21 protein-coding genes are annotated in these 21,044 nt (G+C 72.5%); 12 read left to right on the plus strand and 9 right to left on the minus strand.

Features of this window, described 5'->3' with window-relative positions; translation table 11 throughout:
• The first annotated feature begins 168 nt into the window (after positions 1-168).
• From AB0I38_RS17565 to AB0I38_RS17585, 5 genes are all read left to right on the plus strand, one after another.
• Positions 169-2,028: an AfsR/SARP family transcriptional regulator gene (locus AB0I38_RS17565; protein WP_358468359.1), complete on the plus strand. Its 1,860-nt coding sequence runs from the start codon at positions 169-171 to the stop codon at positions 2,026-2,028.
• Positions 2,029-2,136: 108 nt separating this feature from the next.
• A complete protein-coding gene (locus AB0I38_RS17570; protein WP_358468361.1) occupies positions 2,137-3,201 on the plus strand; it encodes a glucose-1-phosphate thymidylyltransferase in 1,065 nt (354 codons plus the stop codon).
• A complete protein-coding gene (locus AB0I38_RS17575) occupies positions 3,198-4,988 on the plus strand; it encodes an acetyl-CoA carboxylase carboxyltransferase subunit alpha (RefSeq protein WP_358468364.1) in 1,791 nt (596 codons plus the stop codon). The genes AB0I38_RS17570 and AB0I38_RS17575 overlap by 4 nt, the downstream gene beginning before the upstream one ends.
• Entirely contained in the window at positions 4,967-5,524 is a 558-nt protein-coding gene (locus AB0I38_RS17580) for an acetyl-CoA carboxylase biotin carboxyl carrier protein (protein ID WP_358468367.1), read from the plus strand. Before AB0I38_RS17575 ends, AB0I38_RS17580 begins: the two co-directional genes overlap by 22 nt.
• Entirely contained in the window at positions 5,524-6,873 is a 1,350-nt protein-coding gene (locus AB0I38_RS17585) for an acetyl-CoA carboxylase biotin carboxylase subunit (RefSeq protein ID WP_358468370.1), read from the plus strand. Before AB0I38_RS17580 ends, AB0I38_RS17585 begins: the two co-directional genes overlap by 1 nt.
• Before the next feature lie 190 nt (positions 6,874-7,063).
• On the opposite strand, the gene AB0I38_RS17590 is transcribed toward AB0I38_RS17585, so the two are convergent.
• The 4 genes from AB0I38_RS17590 to AB0I38_RS17605 are packed head-to-tail and all read right to left on the minus strand — an operon-like array spanning position 7,064 to position 10,659.
• Positions 7,064-7,519 carry an anthrone oxygenase family protein gene (locus AB0I38_RS17590; RefSeq protein ID WP_358468373.1) on the minus strand — a complete coding sequence of 152 codons (456 nt, stop codon included), beginning with the start codon at positions 7,517-7,519 and terminating at the stop codon, positions 7,064-7,066.
• Between the two features lie 17 nt (positions 7,520-7,536).
• Positions 7,537-8,532, minus strand: coding sequence for an acyltransferase domain-containing protein (locus tag AB0I38_RS17595; protein ID WP_358468376.1), 996 nt, complete (start codon positions 8,530-8,532; stop codon positions 7,537-7,539).
• A 9-nt stretch (positions 8,533-8,541) separates the two neighbouring features.
• A complete protein-coding gene (asnB, locus tag AB0I38_RS17600) occupies positions 8,542-10,392 on the minus strand; it encodes an asparagine synthase (glutamine-hydrolyzing) (protein ID WP_358468379.1) in 1,851 nt (616 codons plus the stop codon).
• A 9-nt stretch (positions 10,393-10,401) separates the two neighbouring features.
• Complete coding sequence (locus AB0I38_RS17605; protein WP_358468382.1) at positions 10,402-10,659, minus strand: acyl carrier protein; 258 nt, start codon at positions 10,657-10,659, stop codon at positions 10,402-10,404.
• 152 nt (positions 10,660-10,811) lie between these two features.
• Between AB0I38_RS17605 and AB0I38_RS17610 the strand changes: the two genes are divergently transcribed.
• Together AB0I38_RS17610 and AB0I38_RS17615 are read left to right on the plus strand one after the other, a co-directional pair.
• Positions 10,812-10,952, plus strand: a complete 141-nt coding sequence (locus AB0I38_RS17610; protein ID WP_189129194.1) for a hypothetical protein — start codon at positions 10,812-10,814, stop codon at positions 10,950-10,952.
• A 37-nt stretch (positions 10,953-10,989) separates the two neighbouring features.
• Positions 10,990-12,189 (plus strand): cytochrome P450, encoded by a 1,200-nt coding sequence (locus AB0I38_RS17615; RefSeq protein WP_358468385.1) that lies wholly within the window; start codon positions 10,990-10,992, stop codon positions 12,187-12,189.
• A gap of 93 nt (positions 12,190-12,282) precedes the next feature.
• Here the strand turns inward: AB0I38_RS17615 and AB0I38_RS17620 are convergent, their stop codons facing one another.
• Genes AB0I38_RS17620 through AB0I38_RS17630 form a run of 3 tightly spaced genes read right to left on the minus strand, consistent with a single transcriptional unit; the run spans position 12,283 to position 13,948 of the window.
• On the minus strand, positions 12,283-12,768 hold the full coding sequence (locus AB0I38_RS17620; RefSeq protein ID WP_358468388.1) for a hypothetical protein: 486 nt from the start codon (positions 12,766-12,768) through the stop codon (positions 12,283-12,285).
• Positions 12,753-12,926 carry a pentapeptide repeat-containing protein gene (locus AB0I38_RS17625; protein WP_358468391.1) on the minus strand — a complete coding sequence of 58 codons (174 nt, stop codon included), beginning with the start codon at positions 12,924-12,926 and terminating at the stop codon, positions 12,753-12,755. The genes AB0I38_RS17620 and AB0I38_RS17625 overlap by 16 nt, the downstream gene beginning before the upstream one ends.
• Positions 12,923-13,948: an LLM class flavin-dependent oxidoreductase gene (locus AB0I38_RS17630; protein ID WP_358468394.1), complete on the minus strand. Its 1,026-nt coding sequence runs from the start codon at positions 13,946-13,948 to the stop codon at positions 12,923-12,925. Before AB0I38_RS17630 ends, AB0I38_RS17625 begins: the two co-directional genes overlap by 4 nt.
• Before the next feature lie 189 nt (positions 13,949-14,137).
• On the opposite strand from AB0I38_RS17630, the gene AB0I38_RS17635 reads away from it, so the two are divergent.
• The 4 genes from AB0I38_RS17635 to AB0I38_RS17650 are packed head-to-tail and all read left to right on the plus strand — an operon-like array spanning position 14,138 to position 19,010.
• Complete coding sequence (locus AB0I38_RS17635) at positions 14,138-15,769, plus strand: FAD-dependent monooxygenase (RefSeq protein ID WP_358468397.1); 1,632 nt, start codon at positions 14,138-14,140, stop codon at positions 15,767-15,769.
• Between the two features lie 13 nt (positions 15,770-15,782).
• Entirely contained in the window at positions 15,783-16,622 is an 840-nt protein-coding gene (locus AB0I38_RS17640; RefSeq protein ID WP_358468400.1) for an LLM class flavin-dependent oxidoreductase, read from the plus strand.
• Positions 16,623-16,636: 14 nt separating this feature from the next.
• Positions 16,637-17,788: a nucleotide disphospho-sugar-binding domain-containing protein gene (locus AB0I38_RS17645; RefSeq protein ID WP_358468403.1), complete on the plus strand. Its 1,152-nt coding sequence runs from the start codon at positions 16,637-16,639 to the stop codon at positions 17,786-17,788.
• 52 nt (positions 17,789-17,840) lie between these two features.
• Entirely contained in the window at positions 17,841-19,010 is a 1,170-nt protein-coding gene (locus AB0I38_RS17650; RefSeq protein WP_358468406.1) for a nucleotide disphospho-sugar-binding domain-containing protein, read from the plus strand.
• Between the two features lie 4 nt (positions 19,011-19,014).
• Here AB0I38_RS17650 and AB0I38_RS17655 read toward each other — a convergent pair whose 3' ends face one another.
• Together AB0I38_RS17655 and AB0I38_RS17660 are read right to left on the minus strand one after the other, a co-directional pair.
• A complete protein-coding gene (locus AB0I38_RS17655) occupies positions 19,015-19,776 on the minus strand; it encodes an SDR family NAD(P)-dependent oxidoreductase (RefSeq protein WP_358468409.1) in 762 nt (253 codons plus the stop codon).
• Between the two features lie 14 nt (positions 19,777-19,790).
• A complete protein-coding gene (locus AB0I38_RS17660) occupies positions 19,791-19,916 on the minus strand; it encodes a hypothetical protein (RefSeq protein ID WP_358468412.1) in 126 nt (41 codons plus the stop codon).
• Positions 19,917-20,023: 107 nt separating this feature from the next.
• Between AB0I38_RS17660 and AB0I38_RS17665 the strand changes: the two genes are divergently transcribed.
• Positions 20,024-21,031, plus strand: coding sequence for a methyltransferase (locus AB0I38_RS17665; RefSeq protein ID WP_358468415.1), 1,008 nt, complete (start codon positions 20,024-20,026; stop codon positions 21,029-21,031).
• The last annotated feature ends 13 nt before the right edge of the window (positions 21,032-21,044 follow it).

The following is a 21,044-nucleotide window of genomic DNA, read 5'->3' on the forward strand; positions in this document are numbered from 1 at the left end:
CGGGTGTTCGACTGGGGGAGCTCAAAGGAGGGCAGGAGCTGAGGAAACGAACGAGTGGTAAGCGCAACAAGGCAGACGAAACACTGCCGCGCTCGGGGTATCACTCTTTGTGACACTCCGCTCTGCTGAGCGGCAGTCGCGTCTCCCTATTGAGAACCTGGGAAGGCGATGGATTTCCTTGTGCTGGGCCCGTTGGCCGTGCATGACCGTCAGGGTGTGGAGCTGACCCCGACGCCGCCGAAGGTCAGAGAAGTGCTCGCCCTGCTTCTCTTACGCAATCAAACACTCGTATTAACATCCGAGCTGGTCGACGAAATTTGGCCTGACAGCCCGCCGGTGAGTGCGCTGTCAACTCTTCAAACTTATATCTACAAGCTCCGGAACATGTTGTCGGAAGGTTACGGAGAGAGGTCAACCGTATTACGGACCAGGCCGCACGGCTACATGCTGGCGGTGCCCCAAGAAAGTATTGACTCGTTCCATTTCGAGAGATTGACGACAGCGGGAAACGCCGCACTCGCGGACGGTGATCTGGGTGCGGCGGCCGACCTGCTGAGCCAGGCCCTCTCGCTGTGGCGAGGCCCCGCGCTGGCCGATGTCACCGGCGGCAACCTGCTGTCGGCGTACGGGACGGCTTTGGAGGAGGGGCGCCTGCGCGCCCTGGAGTTGCGGATCGACGTGGATCTGCGGCTGGGGCGGCACCGCAAAGCCGTCAGCGAGCTGAAGAGGCTGGTCAACGACCATCCGTTGCAGGAGGTCTTCCACACCCAGCTCATGCTGGCGCTGCACCGGTCCGGCCGCCGTCCCGAGGCGCTCGACGTCTACCAGAGGCTGCGTAACCTCCTGGTGGAGGAGCTCGGCGTGGAGCCGTCGAGCCGGGCGCAGTCCATGCACCAGGCGGTGCTCTCCTCGGCCACCTCGCTGGAGGTGCGGGTCACCGAGGGCCGGATCAGCGTTCCCGACCGCCTGGAGGAGGAGTCCGCGCCGCCGCCCGCGCAGCTCCCGCCCGACGTTCTCGATTTCACCCCCCGGGCGGACCTGGAGCAGGTCCTGAACGGGCTGCTCAAGCCGCGCAACGGGACCGCCCCGGTCGTCTCGATCAGCGGCATGACCGGCGTGGGCAAGACGGTGCTGGCCGTGCACGCCGCCCACCTGCTGCGCCAGGACTTCCCCGACGGCCAGCTCTTCGCGCGGTTGCGCGGCAGCACCGGTGACCCGGCCGACCCGGCCGACATCCTGGCCGACTTCCTCCACGCCGCTGGCCTGGCCGAGGACCGCATCCCGGCCGGCATGGAGGGACGCGTCGCCGCGTTCCGCACCTGGGTGGCCACGCGAAAAGTGCTCATCGTGCTCGACGACGCGGCCACGGCCGCGCAGATCCAGCCGCTGCTGCCGGGCTGCCCGCCCAGCGGCACCATCATCACGGGCCGTGCCGGGCTCAACGGGCTGGTCGGCGCGGTGCACGTGCCGCTGGACCTGCCCACCGAGGCGGACTGCGTCGAGCTCCTGCAGAACATCATCGGCCGGCCGCTCGCCGACGGCGAACGCCAGGCCGCCGAGGTGATCGCCCAGCTCTGCGGCCGTCTGCCGCTGGCGATCAGGGCGGTCGGCGCGCGCCTGTCGTCCACCGGCTGGTCGCTCAAGAAGCTGGCCGAACGCCTGATCGCCAGCGGCAGGCGACTGGACGAGCTGGCCTTCGCCGATCTCGATGTACGGGACCGGCTGCAGGAGAGCTACCAGCAGCTCGGCGAGGAGGAGCGGCGGTTCCTGCGCCTGCTCAGCCTCCTGCCGGGACCGGTGTTCACCGCAGCCGGCGTGGCCAATCTGCTGGAGTCGGATTCCGACTCCGTGGACAAGCTGATGCTGCAACTCGTGGAGAGCCACTTCCTGCGGGTGCTTCTGCAGAATGTCGATGAAATCGTATACACCATCCATGAGCTGGTCCGGTTCTTCGCCCAGGAGCAGGTCCAGCAGGAGCTCGGCTACCACGAGCAGGTACGCCTGAACGGACCCTCCGAGCTGCCGTGACTTCCCTCAAGCCGCGCTCGACCCGCTGGACGAGTGCGGCTCCATCGCTTCTCCAGCGGTGCCGGACAGCCTGCGCTTTGTCCATGGCCTCGTCAGGCAGGAATATCCATGAAGGCACTTGTCCTCGCGGGTGGGCGGGGAACCAGGCTGCGGCCCCTCACCCACACTGTCCCCAAGCAACTGGTGCCGGTGGCCAACAAGCCGGTGCTCCTGTACGGTCTGGAAGCCATCAGGGACGTCGGCATCACCGACGTCGGCGTGGTCGTGGGCGACCACGAACCAACCTTTCGCGACGTGCTCGGCAACGGCGGCGCGCTGGGGCTCGACATCACCTACCTGCACCAGCACGCCCCTCTCGGACTGGCGCACTGCGTCATGCTGTCCCAGGACTTCCTCGGCGGCGCTGACTTCCTGCTCTACCTCGGAGACAACGTCATCCTCGACGGGCTCGGCCCGTTGCTCGACGCGTTCTGGCACTCCAGGCCGGACGCCCTGGTGATGACCGGCAAGGTGGGCAACCCCTCCGAATACGGCGTGGCGGAGGTCGGCCCCGGCGGCATCGTCACCGGCCTGGCGGAGAAACCCGCCAACCCGCGCAGCGACCTGGCCCTCATCGGCGCGTACGTCTTCTCCCCGGTCATCCACCAGGCCGTGCGCAGCATCAAGCCGAGCTGGCGCAACGAACGCGAGATCACCGATGCCATCGAATGGCTGATGCGCAACGGCTGGCGGGTGGAGGCGCACCTGCACGGCGGCTACTGGAAGGACACCGGCCGTACCGAGGACCTGCTGGAGTGCAATCGGGCGGTGCTCGACACCGCAGAGCGGTCGATCAGAGGCCAGGTGGACGACTCCTGCGAGATCCGCGGCCCGGTCGTCATCGAGGAGGGTGCGCAGGTCAGCGGCTCCCGCATCATCGGGCCGGTGGCGATCGGCGGCTCGGCGGTGGTGCGCGACAGCCGCATCGGGCCGTACACCAGCATCGGCGCCGACTGTGACATCGTCGGCGCCACCATCGAGAACTCGGTCGTGTGCGACGGCAGCACCGTCCGCGGCAGCCTGCGCGACTCCCTCATCGGCAGGCAGGCCAGGGTGAACGGCGACTTCGGACGGCCCGCCCGCCTGGTCCTGGGTGACCACAGCGAGGCCAGGCTGCACGAGGGCGCGTCATGACCGTCACCCTTGAGGCCACGTGGCTGATCTGTCCGAGCTGCTCCGACCTGGTCTTCCGGCCCAAGTACGAGCGTGGCCTGCGGGTCTGCCCGGGCTGCGGCCACCACGCCAGGCTCACCGCTCGCGAGCGGCTGGACAGCCTGCTGGACCCCGGCTCGGAGAAGCCGGTCGAGACCGCCCTGCCGGTCGACGATCCCCTCGGATTCACCGACACCCGTCCCTACGCCGAACGGCTGGCCACCGCGCGGGCCACCACCGGCCTGCGTGAGGCCGCCCTCTGCGCCACCGGAACCATCGAGTCCCACCCTGTCGTGGTGGCGTGCCTCGACTTCGCCTTCGTCGGCGGCTCGCTCGGCTCCGGGGTCGGCGAGCTGGTGACGGTCGCGGCCGAGAAGGCGCTGGCTGAACGCGTGCCGTTGCTGGTCGTGACCGCCTCCGGCGGCGCGCGGATGCAGGAGGGCGCGCTTTCGCTGATGCAGATGGCCAAGTGCAGCCAGGCGCTGGCCCGTCTGGACGAGGCGGGGATCCTCACCGTCGCCCTGGTGACCGACCCGACGTACGGCGGCGTGGCGGCCTCGATCGCCACGCTGCCCGACGTGCTGATCGCCGAGCCCGGGGCGCACCTGGGGTTCGCCGGGCCGCGCGTCATCGAGCAGACCATCCGGCAGCGGCTGCCGGAGGGGTTCCAGACGGCGGAGTTCCTGCTGACGCGCGGGCTGATCGACGCCGTGGTGCCCAGGCCGGCGCTGCGTCGCGCCCTGGCCCGGCTCCTCGCGGCCGCCCGCCCGGACGGCACGGGCGCGCCGACGGGCCACGAAGACCTCCCCGCCGAGCGGGTCGGGCAGGTCGGGCAGACCAGGCAGGCCGAGCAGGTCGAGCAGGTCGAGCAGGTCGGGCAGGCCGAGCGGGTCGGGCAGGTTGAGCGGGCCGGGCTGGTGCGGGACTCGGCGGCGCTGACGCGGCGCCCCTCCTGGGAGGTGGTGCGCCTGGCCAGGGAACCGGCCCGCCCGACCACCCTCGACTACGCCGGCCTGCTCCTGGAGGACTTCACCGAGCTGCGCGGCGACCGCGCGGGCGCGGACTGCCCGGCCATCGTCGGTGGTATCGGACGCCTGTACGGCAGGGGCGTGATGCTCATCGGTCACCAGAAGGGGCACGACACCCAGGAACGCGTCAAGCGGAACTTCGGCATGCCGACCCCTGCCGGATACCGCAAGGCGGCCCGGCTCATGCGGCTGGCCGCCAAGCTGGGCCTGCCGGTGCTCACCCTCGTGGACACCCCCGGCGCCTACCCCGGCATCGAGGCCGAGGAGCAGGGACAGGCGTGGGCCATCGCCGAGAACCAGCGCCTGATGTCCGGCCTGCCCGTGCCCGTCGTCGCCGTCATCACCGGCGAGGGCGGCAGCGGCGGCGCGCTCGCCCTCGCCGTGGCAGATCGGGTGCTCGCCCTGTCCAACGCCGTCTACTCCGTCATCAGCCCCGAGGGGTGCGCCGCGATCCTGTGGAAGACCGCCGCGGCGGCCCCGCAGGCCGCCGACGCGCTCGGCCTGGACGCCCGCGAACTGCTCCGGCACCGCATCGTCGACGCGGTCATCCTGGAGCCTGACGGCGGGGCGCACGAGGCCGTCTCCCGTACCGCCGAGCGGGTCGGGACGGCCGTGCGGCAGGCGTTCGAGGAGCTGACCCCGCTGTCGGCCGCCGAGTTGGTCGAGGCGCGTCGGCGGCGCTTCCGCAGTTTTGGTGCCCCTTCTTCCGAGGAGTCGAGATGGCCGAACACGGAGACCTGATCGAGGCGGTGCACCGGCATGCCGTGGGGTTCATCGAGTCGATCGGCGGGCCGATCCGCCGGCTGAAGGTGACGGCGGGCGAGGTCACCCTCGAAGCGGAATGGGCCGACCCCGCCGCCCTCGCTGACGCCGCCGACCGGCATGCTGCCGCGGCCGACGGCGCGACATCCAACGGGCAGGGGCCGGACGGTGTGGCCTCGGGTGCGGCGCTGGTCGCCGCCACGGTGGACGCGCACGGGACGCGGGCCGCCGCCACGGCGGCCTCGGTCACCTTGAACGGGGCCGCCGCCACGTTGGTGGCGGTTATCCCGTCGCCCACGGTCGGCACCTTCTACCGCTGCCCGGAGCCCGGAGCCGAGCCCTTCGTCAAGGAGGGCGACCTGGTCACCCCGGGACAGCAGGTCGCGATCCTGGAGGCGATGAAGATGATGAACCCCATCCACGCGCTCACCGCCGGCCGGATCACCCGGATCCTCGTCGAGGACGCCGCCGCCGTCGAGTACGGCCAGGCGCTCTTCGCCCTGGAGGAGAGCTGATGTTCGGAACGGTCCTGATCGCCAATCGCGGTGAGATCGCCCTCCGGGTGGTCCGGACCTGCAAGGAGATGGGCATCCGCACCGTCGCCGTCTACTCCTCGGCGGACGAGGACTCCCCGGTCGTCCGCATGGCCGACGAGGCCGTGCGGATCGGGCCGCCCCCGGCCAAACGCAGCTACCTGTACGCTCCCGCCATCCTCCAGGCCGCCCGCCTGACCGGCGCGGAGGCCATCCATCCCGGCTACGGCTTCGTGTCGGAGGACGCCGACTTCGCCGAGATGTGCCAGGCGGAGGGGCTGACCTTCATCGGACCACCGCCGGAGGTGCTGGCCATGCTGGGCGACAAGGCCGAGGCGCTGCGCGTGCTGTCGGCCGCCGGACTGCCGGTCCTTCCGGGCACGCACCGGCCGATCGCGAGCGCGGGAGAGGCGGTCGAGGCGGCGGCCGGCATCGGTTTCCCGATCATCGTCAAGGCCCTGTCGGGCGGGGGTGGCCGGGGCATGGCCATCGCGATGCGCCCGTCGGAGCTGCCCGAGGCGTACGCGCGGGCCCGCAACGCGGCCCGGGCCGTCTTCGGAGACGAGCGCGTCTACCTGGAGCGGTACGTCGAGTCGGCCCGGCACGTCGAGGTGCAGGTGCTGGGTGGGCTCCACGGGCAGGTCCTGCACCTGGGCGCGCGCGACTGCTCGGTGCAGCGGCGGCGGCAGAAGCTCATCGAGGAGACCCCGGTGCCCGGCCTGCCCGGGGACGTGGCGGCCAGGTTGTGCGAGCGGACCGTCGAGGCGGCCCGCGCCGTCGGATACGTAGGGGCGGGGACGTTCGAGTTCCTGCTCGACGACGCGGGCGAGTTCCACTGCATCGAGGTCAACTGCCGCATCCAGGTCGAACACCCGGTCACCGAACTGGTCACCGGCGTGGACCTGGTCCGCGAGCAGCTCAACGTGGCCGCGACCGGCGCGCCCGGCATCACGCAGGCCGACGTGCGGCTCAGCGGCGCGGCCATCGAGTGCCGCATCAACGCCGAGGATCCGGCACGGGGCTTCCTGCCCACGCCGGGTACGGTCGAGTCGCTGACGCTGCCGGCCGGGCCGTTCACCCGCGTGGACGATCACGTCCGGCAGGGCATGCGCGTCTCGCCCTTCTACGACCCGCTGCTGGCCAAGGTCAGCGTGTGGGCGCCCGACCGTGAGCAGGCCCTCGCCCGCATGGAGCGGGCGTTGTCGGAGTGCGTCGTCACCGGTCCCGGGATCAGCACCACGACCGGGTTCCTCGCCGGTCTGCTCGCCCACCCGCTCTTCCGGGACGGTAAGCACACCACGGCCCTGGCCGAGACCTTCGACCCCGCCTGACGGTACTCACGGCAACCAAAAACTCACGGCAACCAAAAACTCACGGCAACCAAAACTCACGGCAACCAAAACTCACGGCAACCAAAACTCACGGCAACCAAAACTCACGGCAACCAAAACTCACGGCAGACCAGAAGACGGCGCGGCCCCCACTCGGGGGCCGCGCCGCCTGGCTTTCGGTGAGCCGCACTCAGGTGAGCGCCACACCCAGGCTGTTGGCCGTCAGGGCGGCCACGGCCAGCGTGGTCCGCAGCAGGTGCCAGGCCCGCCAGCGCGGGCGCGGGTCGGCCCAGTCGGCCGGGACGGCGTCCGGGGCGATCCGCTTCAGCATCCGGTTGATCGGCACGTTGCACAGGTGAGAGACCCCCGCCACCCCCAGCATCAGCACGACCGTCGCCCCGAACAGCAGCCGGGCGCTCTGCGGTCCCGGCAGCAGCGCCAGGGCCAGGTCCCCGGCCGCCGTGCCCAGTACGAGGATCGGCATGACAGGGTCCCAGTTACGCCCGAGCAGGGTCGTGGTGTAGAGGTAGCGGTCGGCGGGCATCGCCATCAGCGCCGGCACCACGCTCAGCGCCACGGCGAACAGCACGCCCGCCACCATCCCGCTGCTCACCACCACCAACACGGCCAGCGGTGAAATCTGCATCGCTCGTCACACTCCCTCTACGCTCCTTCGCCGACCTGGGCGTCCAGCTCCTCCATCGCCGCCTTCCACGCGGCGAGCGTCCCCTCGGCCGAGGCCGGCAGCGGCGCGAGCACCGTGCTGCGGCCCGACCGCACGGCGGCGTGCCGCCGCGCCAGCATCGACAGGCTCCTCCCGGGACCGGCCTCCACCAGCGTGTGGTCGCCGTCGGTGAGCAGGCCGTCCAACGCCGCCCAGAACAGCACGGTCCGGGCCAGCTGCCCGGCCCAGAAGCCGGGGGAGAGCGCCTCGGCCCGGCTGACGGGCCGGCCCGTCGCGGTGGACCTGATCGGCACCCGAGGCGGCGCCAGGGGCACCCCGGCGAACCCCACGGCGAACAGCTCCGCCGCGCCTCGCACCGCCGGGCAGTGGAACGGCTGGCGCGACGGCACCCGCCGCGTCGTCACGCCCTCGGCGGCCAGCTCCCGCGTCAGCTCCGTCAGCCACGGTTCGGGCCCGGCCACGACGGTGTGGCGGGGGGCGTTGATCGCGGCCACGGCCACGCCCGCCGCCCGGTGCCGGGCGCCGATGCGGGGCTCCAGATCGTCGGCGGCCACCCCGGCGGCGATCATGCCGCCGGGGCCGACCGTCGCCATCGCCTGGCTGCGCGCCGCCATCAGCCGCGCCGCGTCGGCCAGGGTGAACACCCCGGCCAGGCAGGCCGCCGCCAGCTCGCCGACGCTATGGCCGAGCAGCGCCGCCGGCCTGAGCCCGCGGGCCGTCAGCGTCCTGCCGAGCGCGTACCCGATGGCGAACAACAGCGGCTGGGCGCGCGAGGCGTCGTCGAGGGGGACCCGCGGGTCGTCGCCGAGCCAGTCGGCGCGCAACCGGCCCCCCTCCTCGCCCATCAGGGCGAAGAACTCGTCCATGGTCGCGGTGAACTCCGGCTCGGCGCCGTACAGCTCCACCGCCATGCCGGGGTGCTGCGCCCCCTGCCCGGGGAACAGCAGCACCACCGGGCGACTCGGCTCGGGCATGTGCGCCTCTCAGTAGTCGAGGGTGACGTCGTATTCGGTGAACCACCTGGTCAGCCAGAGCGCCATCTCCAGGCTGCCGCGGTCGTACGGCCGGCTGACGTGGCCGGCCGGGCGCTGGACCGCCTTCCTGACGCGCTCCGGGTCGAGCAGCCCCGGCACCGCGCGCTCGCCGCCGCCGGTCAGCTCGCCGAGCTCGTCACGCAGGGCCTGCTCGTACGCGGGGTCCTGCGTGGCCGGGTACGGCGTCTTCACCCGGTCCCGTACGGCCTCGGGCAGCAGGTCGCCGACGGCGGCCCGCAGCAGGCTCTTCTCCCTGCCGTCGAACACCTTCATCGCCCACGGGACGTTGAAGACGTACTCGACCAGGCGGTGGTCCAGGAAGGGCACCCGCACCTCCAGGCCGTTGGCCATGCTCATGCGGTCCTTGCGGTCGAGGAGCGTCTGCAGGAACCGGGTGAGGTTGAGGTAGGTCACCTCGCGCATGCGCCGTTCGAGCCGATCCTCGCCCGGCAGCACGGGCACCTCGGCCAGCGCCTCGTGGTAGCGGGCCAGCCGGTGCTGCTGGATGTCGAGCTTCTCCTTCAGCTCCTCGGCCAGCAGCGACAGCCCGCCGAAGTAGCGTGCCGAGCCCGGCGTCAGCCAGGGGAAGGTGCCGGCGTGCACGGCCGCCTGGTTGAAGAACCAGCGGTAGCCGCCGAACAGCTCGTCGGCGCCCTCACCGGACAGCGCCACCGTGGAGCGTTCGCGCACCGCGCGGCAGAGCAGATACAGCGACGGCCACATGTCGCCCCAGAACGCGGGCGGCTGGTCGTTGGCCCGCAGCACCGCCGAGCGCACCGACTCGGCCACCAGCTCGTCGCTGTTCAGCCGCACTTCGCGGTGCTCGGCTCCCACGTGCGCCGCCAGCGCGCGGGCGAACGGGGCGTCGGGCGCGCCGCGCACCGCGTCCGCCTGGAAGATGTCCTCCGCGCCGGAGAAGGCGACCGAGAACGACCGCACGGGGCCCTTCCCGGCGGCCGCCAGCCGGTCGGCGGTCAGCGCCGTCAGCGCGGACGAGTCGAGGCCGCCCGACAGCAGCGTGCACACGGGCACGTCGGCGATGAGCTGCCGGCCGACGATGTCCTCCAGCAGCTCGCGCACCGTGGCGACCGTGGTGTCCAGGTCGTCGGTGTGCTCGCGGGCCTCGATCGACCAGTAGCGGTGCTTGGTCAGGCCGCTCCTGCGCAGCCGTACCAGGTGGCCGGGGCGGACCTCGTGCATGCCGGACAGGACCGCCCGCTCGGGGGTCTTGACCATGTCGAGGACCTCGCGCAGGCCGTCCAGCCCGACGCGGCGCCGCACCTCCGGGTGCGCGAGCAGGGCCTTGGGCTCCGAGCCGAACAGCACCCCGGCGCGGGTCGGATGGTAGAAGAGGGGCTTGACGCCCAGCCGGTCGCGCAGCAGCACCAGTTCCTGTGTGCGGACGTCCCAGACGGCCAGCGCGAACATGCCGTTCAGTCGCTGGGCGAAGTCGGTGCCCCACCGCAGGTAGGCGTGGAGCACCACCTCGGTGTCGCTGTTGGTGCGGAACCGGTGGCCGTACGAGAGCAGCTCGGCACGCAACTCCCTGAAGTTGTAGATCTCCCCGCAGAAGGTCACCGCGGCCAGCGTCCTGCCGTCCTCTTCGGCCGACATGGGCTGGTGGCCGCCGGCCAGGTCGATGACCGACAGGCGGCGGTGCCCGAGCAGGACGTGCCGGTCCTGCCACAGGCCCTCGTCGTCGGGGCCTCTGCGACTCATCGTGGCCGTCATCGCCCTGGCCGTCGCCGTGTGGCGGGTCAGGTCACGCGAGAAGTCCACCCAGCCGGCGATTCCGCACATGCGCGCTCCTCAGGACGTGCCCGCCAGGGCCCGGTTGACCGTCTTGAGCAGGTCCGCGGGCGTCTTGGCGCCGCCGACCTCCTCCTCCGAGATCTCGAGTGAGTACTCCCGCTCGATCGCGCTGACCGTGTTGAACAGGGCCAGCGAGTCGTAGCCGAGTGCTTCGAAGGTCGTGTCGAGGATGTCGCCGTCCAGCTGGACCGACTCGTCCTCGCCGGCGCTTTCGCGGAGCAGCCGCACCAGTGTGTCGATGGTGATTTCCCGCATCTTCACCCCTTGTCTTACCTGAGAGCTGTCTATAGCGGGAAATGTCGTACGACGCGCTTGATGGACGTTGGACGGCGGCTCGACCCGCCGTGCGGTCCGTGCTCCAGCGGGGCTCCAGCGAGACCACAGATCGCGCGGTCACGGTCGGCACCATGAGGTTGCCGTTAGGCGAATGGCTGCGGGCCTACGTCCGCGTCTGGGCGGAGTATCCGTCCCTGATCTTCTACCAGCCCAGCCCCTGGGACGACGGCCCCGAACCGGACGACGAGTGGCCCGAGACGGCGAACCGGTGAGGCCCACCGCGTGCCGTAGCCGTACAAGGAGGCAAGTATGACCGCAGAAGCACCACCCCCGAGCTTCCCGTTCACCGCCGCCGACCCGCTGGAGCCGGCCGAGAAGTACGTGCGGATGCGCGAGAACGGCTCCGCCGCCCGCGTCACCCTCCCGTCCGGCGACCCGGCCTGGCTGGTGACGAGGTACGAGGACGTCCGCACTGTGCTCGCCGACCCGCGCTTCAGCCGGGAGGCGATCACCGCGCCCGGCGCGCCCAAGGGGTTCCCGATCGCCCGGGGGGCCAAGTCCATCATCGTGATGGACCCGCCGGAGCACACCAGGCTGCGCCGCCTGGTGTCGTACGCGTTCTCCGTGCGGCGCATGGAGGCACTGCGCCCGCGCGTGGAGGAGATCGCCCGTGGGCTGGCGACGGCGATGGAACAGACCGGCCCGCCCGCCGACCTCGTGGCCGGCCTCACCCAGCCGCTGCCCATCATGGTCATCTGCGAGATGCTCGGCGTGCCGTACGCGGAGGTCGACCAGTTCCGCACGTGGACCGACCTCATGCTCAGCTTCGACTCCGGCCGTCGCGAGGAGGTCATCGAGGCCCGCGACCGGCTCAACGGCTACCTGGCCGAGCTCATCGCCGCCAAGCGCACCCAGCCGTCCGACGACCTGCTCATGGTGCTGATCAACGCCAGGGACGAGGGCGACCGGCTGTCGGAGGAGGAGCTGGTGGCGTTCGCGTTCACGCTGCTCGGCGCCGGTTACCACGCCACCACCGCCGGGATGACACACGTGATGCTGCGGTTGCTGCGCAGCCCCGAGCGGATGCGGACGCTGCGCGACAAGCCCGAGCTGCTGGCGTCCGCGGCCGAGGAGCTCCTGCGGCTGTCGCAGGCCGGCGGCGGGGTGGGCGCGCTGCGCATCGCCACCGAGGACGTCGAGCTGGGCGGCACCCTCGTCAAGGCGGGCGACGCAGTGCTGCCGTCCACGACGGCCGCCAACCGGGACCCCGGGGTCTTCTCCGACCCCGACGGGTACGACCCGGCGCGCGAGCAGAACCACCACATCACCTTCGGCCACGGCGTCCACTACTGCCTGGGCGCGCAGCTCAGCCGGATCGAGCTGCGGATCGTGCTGGAGACGGTGCTGGACCGGTTCCCCGCTCTGGAGCTGGCGGTGCCGGAGGAGGAGCTGGAGTGGCGCACCGGGACGGCGTTCGGCCGGCCCGAGCGGCTGCCGGTCACCTGGTAGCGGACACGGCAGGCCGGTAGGGAACACGGCAGGCCGGTAGGGAACACGGCAGGGGCGGCGCCGCGCGATCACGCGGCGCCGCCCCCGCTGCTGTCACGGTGCCTGGACGCTGTAGCGCTTGCCCTCGACCTGGGTCTGGAAGACGCCTTGGACGTTGCCGTCGGCGTCCACCGACGTGCCGGTGCCCGACGAGGTGAAGGTGTCGGCCGAGGTCACCTGCCCGTCCTGGACGCCGCGCAGCTCCCAGTCGAAGGCGCCGTCGGCGTTGAGGTTGTAGTGCCTGAAGACGTACCGGAAGCCGGTGGCGGTGGGCCGCCAGGTGCCGAGCCCGACGCGCTTGCCGTCGGCCAAGGTGAAGCTGCCGTCGGCCCGCAGCGCGAACAGGGCGCGCTCCTTCTTGGTGCTGGACGCGAACTTGATCTCCACGGCCCACGTGCCGATGGGAGAGCGTAACTGCTCGGTGTCACCGCTGGCCGAGCCGGCCAGGCCGGCCACCGAGCCGAGCGTCAGGGTCGCCGCTGCCGCCACCAGCGCCACGCGCCGGGCCATCCCGGGACGCCTGCCTACCTTGTCTGACATGCTTCCTCCCACTGTTCTGACCGTTTCTCCCGATTCGTCCGCCGGAACGTCGTCCGCCGGAACGTCGTCCGCCGGAACGTCGTCCGCCGGAACGTCGTCCGCCGGAACGTCGTCCGCCGGAACGTCGTCCGCCGGAACGTCATCCGCCGGAACGTCATCTGCCTGAACCGACCAGGCCGATCGCTTCCGCCGCGACCTGGACAGATGCGCGCCGCGCCGCCGGGTCGGAGCCGACGGGTGACAGGGCGAGCGTGGTGACGCCGGCCCGCGCGTACGCGGCCATCCGCTCCGCCACCCGGTCCGGCGGCCCGAGCAGCGAAACGCTGTCGACGAACTCGAACGGCACCGCCGCCACCGCGCCCGCGGTGTCACCCGACTGGGCCCGGTCCTGGATCTCCACCGCGGCCTCGCCGTGGCCGAGCCGCTCCAGCAGGCGGAAGTAGAAGTTGTCGGCGCGGTGCCCGAGGCTGACGAAACGCGCCACGTGGTGCCTGACGGGCAGGGCGGCGGCCTCCAGGTCCTCGTCCACGGCGATCGACACCGAGGGGATGACCTCGAACGGCTCGCCGGCCAGGTCGCCCCGCCGCCGTCCCGACTCCAGGTGCCCGATCACCTCGGTCACCCGCTCGGGCGAGCTGAAGACCCCGAACCAGCCGTCGGAGATCTCCCCGGCCAGCTCCAGCCCGCGCTCGCCGACGGCGGCGAGGTAGATCGGGATGCGCGGGCTGACCAGCGGAGCGTGCAGGCGGAAGCCGGTGCCCCGCCCGCCGGGCAGCGGCACCCGCAGGTGCTCGCCCTGGTGGTCGACCTGGCGGCCGGCCAGCGCGGCCCGTACCACCGAGACGTACTCGCGCGTCCTGGCCAGCGGGCGGCCGAACGGCAGGCCGTGCCAGCCCTCGGTGATGAACGCGTTGGAGACGCCCAGCCCGAGCCGGAACCGGCCGCCGGACAGGCCGTCCAGCGTGGCGGCCGTCATCACGGTCATGGCCGCGGTCCGCGCGGGAATCTGGAACACCCCGGCGGCCACGTGGATCCGCGTGGTCCTGGCCGCGAGGTACCCCAGCGCGCTGGCCGCGTCCGAACGGAACCCCTCCGGCACGAACGCCACCTCGAACCCGTGCCGCTCCGCCTCCACGGCGAGATCGGCGTCGTTCAGCGGGACGTTGATCCCCAGTCGCATGGCATGCTCCGCTCTCTCGGATCTGATCGCCGCGGGGGCCATCCTGGAAGGTCCGGTTCGAGCCGCGCTGGACCTGGGGCGAACGTGGCTGGAGCGGAACTCGACCGGGCGTCCAGCGCCGCGCGACGCCCGTTCTGCTCCCTGGTACCGCGGGTTCCCGTGCCGATGACCGAAGGGATGAGGCCAGCCATGCCACACGAAGACACCGAGGTGCTGATCGCCGGCGGGGCCGTGGTCGGCTTGTCCGCGGCTCTGTTCCTGGCCCGGGCCGGAGTCCGGGTGACGCTCGTCGAGCGCAAGCCCAGCACGCTGCGCCACCCCAGGGCGCGGGTGATCAATCCACGCACCGTCGAGATCTACCGGTCGGTCGGTTTGGAGGAGACGATCGTCGCCGCCCAGTCCCTGACCTCCGACCTGAGCACCAAGACGGTCATCAGGGCCAGGACGCTCGACGACGCCGAGCTGTTCTCCACCCCGATGCGCAACGAGGCGCCCGGGCTCAGCGAGGCCACCCCCTGCGACTGGTGCTCCATCGACCAGAACCGGCTGGAGGAGATCGTCGCCGACCACGCCGTGAAGCTGGGCGCCGACGTGCGGTACTCCACCGAATTGGCGTCGTTCGAGGAGGACGGCGACGGGGTGACGGCGACCCTGCGCGACCCCGACACCGGCCGGGAGCGCCGGATCCGCGCCCGCTACCTCATCGCCGCCGACGGCAGCCGCAGCTCCGTGCGGCGGCGGCTCGGCATCGGCGTCACCGGCCCCGGCGTGCTGCAGAACATCGTCAGCCTCGTCTTCAAGGCCGACCTCAGCGGCCCGCTGCGCGGCAGGGACCTCGGCCTGGGCTACTTCGACCAGCCCGAGCCGGGCACCCGGATGATGCCGCTGGACGGCTCGCGCTGGGTGTTCGTCACCCCCTACGACCCGGCCACCAACTCCGCCGAGGACTTCGACGACGACTGGTGCGTGGGGGTCATCCGCGCCGCCGTGGGCGTGCCCGATCTGCGCGTGGACAACATCGAGGTGCAGATCGAGCGGACCGGCGCCAAGGTGCTCGGCTACGAGGTCGCCGCCCAGCTCGCCGAGCGCTACCGCCAGGGGCGGGTGTTCCTGGCCGGCGACGCCGCGCACGCCATGCCGCCGACCGGCGCGCTCGGCGCGGCCACCGGCGTGCAGGACGCCCACAACCTGGCCTGGAAGCTGGCCGCCGTCCTGTCGGGCGACGCGGGTCCCGCCCTGCTCGACACCTACGAGCAGGAGCGCCGCGCCGTCGCCGGGCACACCATCGACTACGCCATGAAGACCATGCGCGACCGCACCAGCACCGCCGACGGCGACGAGAAGCCCGTCAGCTACGCCGCGATCATCCTGGGCTACCGGTACGACTCCGCGGCCGTGCTCCCCGAGGAGACCGGCGGCCCGCCCGCGCTGGACCCCGACCTGCTGGGCGCGCCGGGCACCCGGGCCCCGCACTACGTGATCGTCCGCGACGGCGTGCCGTTGTCCACGCTGGACCTGTTCGGCGGGGGCGCGGTGCTGCTCACCGGCCCCGAGGGCGGCGGCTGGCATCCGGCGGCGGCCCGCGCCGGGGTGGACGTCCGGATGATCGGCGGGCCCGAGCTGGCCGACCCCGAGGGCGGCTGGCCGCGGGCGTACGGCGTGAGCGCGTCGGGCGCGGTGCTCGTCCGCCCCGACGGGTTCGTCGCCTGGCGCGCGCCCGCCCTGCCCACCGTTGCCAAGTCCGATGCCGGGCGCGATGCCGGGCGCGATGCCGAGGCCGCGTTGCGGTCGGTGGTCGCCCGGATCCTCGATCGCGGCTGAGGGGCACGTGACCATGGACATCGGACTCGCCCTGCCCACGACCGTGCCGGACCTGACCGGCGAGAGGCTCATCGAGTGGGCCCGCCGGGCCGACCGGCTCGGCTTCAGCACTCTCGGCGCGCTCGACCGCATCGTGTACCCCAACTACGAGCCGCTGCTCGCCCTGACGGCGGCCGCCGCCGTCACCGAGCGGATCAAGCTGGCCACCACCATCCTCATCGCCGCCTGCCGCGACAGCACGCTGCTGGCCAAGCAACTGGCCACGCTCGATCACCTGGCCGGCGGACGGCTGGTGGTGGGCCTGGCCTCGGGCGACCGCGAGGACGACTTCACCGCGACCGGGACGCCGTTCGCCGGCCGGGGCAAGCGGCTCGACACCGTGGTCCGTGAGCTGCGCGCCGCCTGGTCCGAGGCGAGCCCGGGCCTGCGCCCGAGGCACGCGCCGTCCTTGCTGATCGGCGGCCACTCGCAGGTGGCCATGCGCCGCTCGGCGCGGGTCGGCGACGGCTGGATCGGCGGCGGCAGCTCGGTCTCCCGCTACGCCGACCTGGCCGCCCGGGTGCGCGCCGAGTGGCGGCGGCAGGGGCGGGCGCAGGCTCCCAGGCTGCTGGCGCTGTCCTACGTCGCGCTCGGCCCCGGCGGGCGCGAGCACGCCGAGCGCTACCTGCGCTCCTACTACGCCTTCATCGGCGACAAGGCGGCGCTGGTGGTCTCCGGCGTGACCACGGAGCCCGGACGACTGCGCGAGCTCGCCCGCGGCTACGCCGAGGCCGGCTGCGACGAGCTGATCCTGCTGCCGTGCGCGGCGGACCCCGGACAGGTCGACCTGATCGCCGACGCGGCGCTGAGCTGAGAGCTGGTAGAGCGATGCGGATGCTCGTCACGGCCTGGGCGTGGCCGTCCCACCTGTACGCCATGGTGCCCCTGGCCTGGGCGATGCGCGCGGCCGGGCACGACGTGCTGGTGGCCTGCCAGCCGTCCCTGATGGCCGCCGCGGAACGGACCGGCCTGCCGTGCGTGCGGGTCGGGTCCGACGTGGACTCGGTGGACATGGTCCGCGGCTACGCGCTGCCGACCCGCCGCTTCGGCACCCCGGAGGCGGCGGCCTCGGCGAACGGGGGCGCCCCCCGCGCGCTGCGCATGTTCCAGGCCAACGCGGAGGCCATGGTGGACGACCTGGTGCGGCTGACCCGGGAATGGCGGCCGGCGCTGATCGTCCACGACCCGACGGCCTGGGCCGCCTCGATCGCGGCGGCCGTGGCCGGGGTGCCCGCCGTGCGCCACCTGTACGGCGCCGACCTCGTCCACCGCGCCCGCCGGTTCCTGCCGGAGCTGCTGGCGCCGATGGGGGAGCGACACGGGCTGGACGACCTGGAACCCCTGGGGGCGGCCACGATCGACCCCTTCCCCGCCAGTGTGCAGGTGGAGGTGGACTACCGGCCGGCGCCCATCAGGTACGTCCCGTACAACGGGCCCGGCCAGGCCCCCCGCCTCGGCCCCTCGGACCGGCCGCGCGTCTGCGTGACGTGGGGCACGACCATGGCCCGCGTCGACTCCCGCCGCTTCCTGGCCGGGGAGGTCGTCAGGGCGCTGGCCTCGCCGGAGGTCGATGTGGTCGTCGCCGTGACCGCCGCGCAGCGCCGGCTCCTCGGCCCCGTGCCGGAGGGCGTGCGGGTCGTCGAGGGCGCGCCGCTGCACGCCCTGCTGCCCTCCTGCGACCTGCTGGTGGCGCACGGCGGCGCCGGCACCTCGCTGACCGGCCTGGCCGCCGGCCTGCCGCAGCTCCTGGTGCCGCAGCTGCCCGACCATCAGGCGCACGCCACCCGGCTGGTCCGCGCCGGGGCCGCCGACCTGCTGCCCTTTGACGAGGCCGGCCCTGCCGAGCTGCGGGAGCGCGCGCTGCGGCTGCTCCACGACGAGCGGGCCAGGCAGGCCGCGGCCTGCCTGCGCCAGGAGATCGCCGACCGGCCCGCCCCCGCCGCCGTCGTCCCGTGGCTGGAGCGCATCGCCGTCGCCTGACACCCCAGCGCGGGTCAACCGAGTCTCCAGCGTCCGGGCGCAGCCTGCGCGCATGCGGATCCTCATCTCCACCATCGGAACAGCGGCCCACTTCTACCCGGTCGTGCCGTTCGCCTGGGCGCTGCGCTGCGCGGGCCACGACGTGCGGGTGGCCTGCGAGCCGGGCTTCACCGCCACGGTCGGGGCCACCGGCCTGCCGGCGGTCGCCGTCGGCCATGACGTCGACCTGCGTACGTTCTGGCAGGGCGTCGCGCTGGAGCCCGAGGCGGGCACCGGCGACGACGACCACCTGCGCATGCGCATGGAGCGGTCGATGGCGATGTTCACCGGCATCGCGGCCGCCGCGGCCGGCGACCTCATCGACCTCGCCCGAGCCTGGCGTCCCGACGCCGTCGTCTTCGAGGCCCGAGGGTACGCCGGGCTTATCGCCGCCCACAGCGTGGGCGTTCCGGCCATCCGCCACACGTGGGGCATCGACACCAACTACTCGCGCCGCGACTTCGACCGGCCGTACCTGGACGAACTGTGCGCCCGCTACGGCCTCACCGGCGTGGACCCCCTGGGGGACCTGACGCTGACGCCCTGCCCGCCCAGCCTCACCGAGCCCGACGAGGTCAACCGCGCGCGGCTGCGCTACGTCCCGTACAACGGCTCCGGTGGCCTGCCGTCCTGGCTGATCCCCGCGCCGGAGCGCCCGCGCGTCTGCGTCACCTGGGGGCACATGTTCTCGCAGATCACCGACAACCTGCACCCGATCAACCAGGCCATCGAGGGCCTGCGCGGCCTGCCCGTCGAGGTGGTGGCCGCCGTCGCGCCCGGCCAGCGCGGGCTGCTGCCGGCCACGCCGCCACCGCACGTGCGCGTGGCCGAGTCGGTGCCGCTCAACCTGCTGCTGCCCACCTGCGCCGCGGTGATCAACGGGGGCGGCGCGGGCACGCTGATGACCGCGCTCAGCGCGGGCGTGCCGATGGTCGTGGTGCCTTCGCACACCGACGAGCCCGAGTACGCCGAGCGCATGTCCGCCGCAGGCGCGGCCACCTGGCTGTCCTACCGTGAGGCGGACGCCGGGGCGTTCCGCGCGGCGGCGGAAAAGGTACTGGCGGCCCCCTCCTACCAGGAGGGAGCCGCCAGGCTGGCAGCCGAGAACGCGGCGCTGCCGTCACCGGCCGCCCTGGCGGCGGGACTGGACGAGGTGATCGCCCAGGCCCGCCGGGGCGCGTGACGGATCAGGTTCCGCCGGTGACCTCGACGATGGTCCCGGTGATGTTCCCGTTGGCCTCCGAGCCCAGGAACACGATGGTCCGGGCCACTTCCTCGGGAGTCGAGATGCGGCCGGTGGCGGCCGAGGCGGCCACCTGGCTCATCAGCTTCGGGGGAAGGGCCCGCCGGGTGGTGTCGGTCGCGGTCGCCCCGGGCGAGACCACGACGCTCAGGACCCCGCTCGTGCCCGCCTCGCCCGCCAGGGTGCGGCTGAAGGCGTTCAGGCCGGCCTTGCTGGCGATGAACGCCTCCTCCCCGGGAATGCCCGAACGCACCGAGGCGGCGGAGATGAAGATCATCCTGCCCCAGCCGCGCGCCTTCATCGACGGCAGGACCGCCTGAACCGTGTGGAAGGCGCCGTCGAGCTCCTCGCGCAGCTGGCTCTGCCACTCCGCCACCGGCACGTCCTCGAAGGCGCGGAACGGGATGTGCGGCCCCGACCAAGGGGAGGCGTTGGCGACCAGTACGTCCACGCCGCCGTAGGCGTCGATCACACTGTCCACCGTGGCCCTGATCGTGGCCGGGTCGCCCAGGTCGTACTGTGTGGCGATCGCGGTGCCACCCGCCTGCTCGATCTCGGCGACAGCGCTGTGCGCGCCGTCCTTGTTGGACCGGTAGGTGAGCGCCACCCTGGCCCCTTCGGCGGCGAACAGGCGCGCGGTCGCGCGCCCGATGCCGCTGCTGGCGCCCGTGATGAGCACGCTCTTTCCGGTGAGCCCCAGATCCATCCGTCACTCCCTTGTCATCGGTACGACGGGCGGAGCCGGCCCGCCGGGACGCCCATGCTGACCCGCTCCACTCGAGCATCACCTGAGCGGTGCTCGCCGTCGCCGGTCAGCACCCCGCCGATCCGCGGGCGGCTGCTCAAGCGGCGCTGGAGCGATCCTTCAGCCCTCGCCGTCAGCGTCGGCACTCGGCGGGTCTCAAGGACCCGGCCGCCGGAAAACCCGGAGGTATCACATGGCAATGGCGGTCATGCGCGACAAAGCGGCCGCGGAGGTATTCGAGCTCTCCACCGGGGTGCACGCCAGCGCGGTGGTGCGGGCGGCGGTCCAGCTCGGCCTGGCCGACGCCGTCGGCGACGAGCCCATCACCCTGGCGGAACTCGCCTCGGCCGTCGGGGCGCGGCGGGACACGCTCGGGCGCTTCATGCGGCTGCTCACCGCGTACGGCATCTTCGCCGAGGTGGGGGACCGCTACGAGCACACCCCCACCTCCAGAGCGCTGCGCTCGGACGCGCCCGACGGCCCCGCGGGGATCATCCGCCTGGGCGGCGACTGGAACTGGATCCTGTGGGGACTGCTCGCCCACTCGGTCAGGACCGGCGAATCCGCCTTCCAGGCCCACTACGGCCAGGACATCTTCGCCTACTTCGACCAGAACAGGCAGGCCGGCGACGCGTTCCAGCACGGCCTGTCGGTCGTGGCCAAGCGGGAGGACCCGCTGGTCGCGGAGGCGCTGCCGGTCAAGGACGGAGAGTGCGTGGTCGAGCTGGCGGGCGGCAAGGGCAACCTGCTGCGCGCGGTGCTGGAACGCCACCCGGGCGTCACCGGGGTGCTCGTCGAGACCGAGCAGGCGCTCGACACCGTCGACCCGGCGCTGCGGGAGGGCCCGCTGGCCGAACGCTTCCGCGCGTTCCCCGGCGACTGCCAGACCGCCGTTCCCGGCGGCGGCGACGTCTATCTGATCAAGCAGACCCTGCACATGTGGGACGACGAGACGTGCCTGCGCGTCCTGGAGAACTGCCGGCGCGCCGCACCGCCCGGCGCCCGGGTGGTGGTCGTCGAGCAGCTCCTCACCAGCGGTCCCGCCGAGCGGCGGACCCGGCTGATGGACCTGCACATGCTCCTGGTCGCCGGCGGCAGGGAGCGCACCGAGAAGGACTTCGCCGAGCTGTTCCACCGTGCCGGCCTCAGCTTCGGCGGCATCCGCGGGGAGGCGGGCGACCTGCGGCTGATCGAGGCCGTGACGCCCGAGGCCTGACCCGATCAGCATT

It is taken from the genome of Nonomuraea cavernae (genome assembly GCF_040655715.1).
Taxonomy (GTDB): Bacteria; Actinomycetota; Actinomycetes; order Streptosporangiales; family Streptosporangiaceae; genus Nonomuraea; species Nonomuraea cavernae_A.

Bases quoted from the DNA above. Each gene is read 5' to 3' on its own strand.
- AB0I38_RS17590 (WP_358468373.1), bottom strand. From the start codon at position 7,519: ATGCAGATTTCACCGCTGGCCGTGTTGGTGGTGGTGAGCAGCGGGATG.
- AB0I38_RS17630 (WP_358468394.1), bottom strand. From the start codon at position 13,948: ATGCGACTGGGGATCAACGTCCCGCTGAACGACGCCGATCTCGCCGTG.
- AB0I38_RS17605 (WP_358468382.1), bottom strand. From the start codon at position 10,659: ATGCGGGAAATCACCATCGACACACTGGTGCGGCTGCTCCGCGAAAGC.
- AB0I38_RS17580 (WP_358468367.1), top strand. From the start codon at position 4,967: ATGGCCGAACACGGAGACCTGATCGAGGCGGTGCACCGGCATGCCGTG.
- AB0I38_RS17655 (WP_358468409.1), bottom strand. From the start codon at position 19,776: ATGGATCTGGGGCTCACCGGAAAGAGCGTGCTCATCACGGGCGCCAGC.
- AB0I38_RS17650 (WP_358468406.1), top strand. From the start codon at position 17,841: ATGCGGATCCTCATCTCCACCATCGGAACAGCGGCCCACTTCTACCCG.
- AB0I38_RS17640 (WP_358468400.1), top strand. From the start codon at position 15,783: ATGGACATCGGACTCGCCCTGCCCACGACCGTGCCGGACCTGACCGGC.
- AB0I38_RS17570 (WP_358468361.1), top strand. From the start codon at position 2,137: ATGAAGGCACTTGTCCTCGCGGGTGGGCGGGGAACCAGGCTGCGGCCC.
- AB0I38_RS17620 (WP_358468388.1), bottom strand. From the start codon at position 12,768: ATGTCAGACAAGGTAGGCAGGCGTCCCGGGATGGCCCGGCGCGTGGCG.
- AB0I38_RS17595 (WP_358468376.1), bottom strand. From the start codon at position 8,532: ATGCCCGAGCCGAGTCGCCCGGTGGTGCTGCTGTTCCCCGGGCAGGGG.
- asnB (WP_358468379.1), bottom strand. From the start codon at position 10,392: ATGTGCGGAATCGCCGGCTGGGTGGACTTCTCGCGTGACCTGACCCGC.
- AB0I38_RS17565 (WP_358468359.1), top strand. From the start codon at position 169: ATGGATTTCCTTGTGCTGGGCCCGTTGGCCGTGCATGACCGTCAGGGT.
- AB0I38_RS17575 (WP_358468364.1), top strand. From the start codon at position 3,198: ATGACCGTCACCCTTGAGGCCACGTGGCTGATCTGTCCGAGCTGCTCC.
- AB0I38_RS17645 (WP_358468403.1), top strand. From the start codon at position 16,637: ATGCGGATGCTCGTCACGGCCTGGGCGTGGCCGTCCCACCTGTACGCC.
- AB0I38_RS17610 (WP_189129194.1), top strand. From the start codon at position 10,812: ATGAGGTTGCCGTTAGGCGAATGGCTGCGGGCCTACGTCCGCGTCTGG.
- AB0I38_RS17635 (WP_358468397.1), top strand. From the start codon at position 14,138: ATGCCACACGAAGACACCGAGGTGCTGATCGCCGGCGGGGCCGTGGTC.
- AB0I38_RS17585 (WP_358468370.1), top strand. From the start codon at position 5,524: ATGTTCGGAACGGTCCTGATCGCCAATCGCGGTGAGATCGCCCTCCGG.
- AB0I38_RS17665 (WP_358468415.1), top strand. From the start codon at position 20,024: ATGCGCGACAAAGCGGCCGCGGAGGTATTCGAGCTCTCCACCGGGGTG.
- AB0I38_RS17615 (WP_358468385.1), top strand. From the start codon at position 10,990: ATGACCGCAGAAGCACCACCCCCGAGCTTCCCGTTCACCGCCGCCGAC.
- AB0I38_RS17625 (WP_358468391.1), bottom strand. From the start codon at position 12,926: ATGACGTTCCGGCGGATGACGTTCCGGCGGACGACGTTCCGGCGGACG.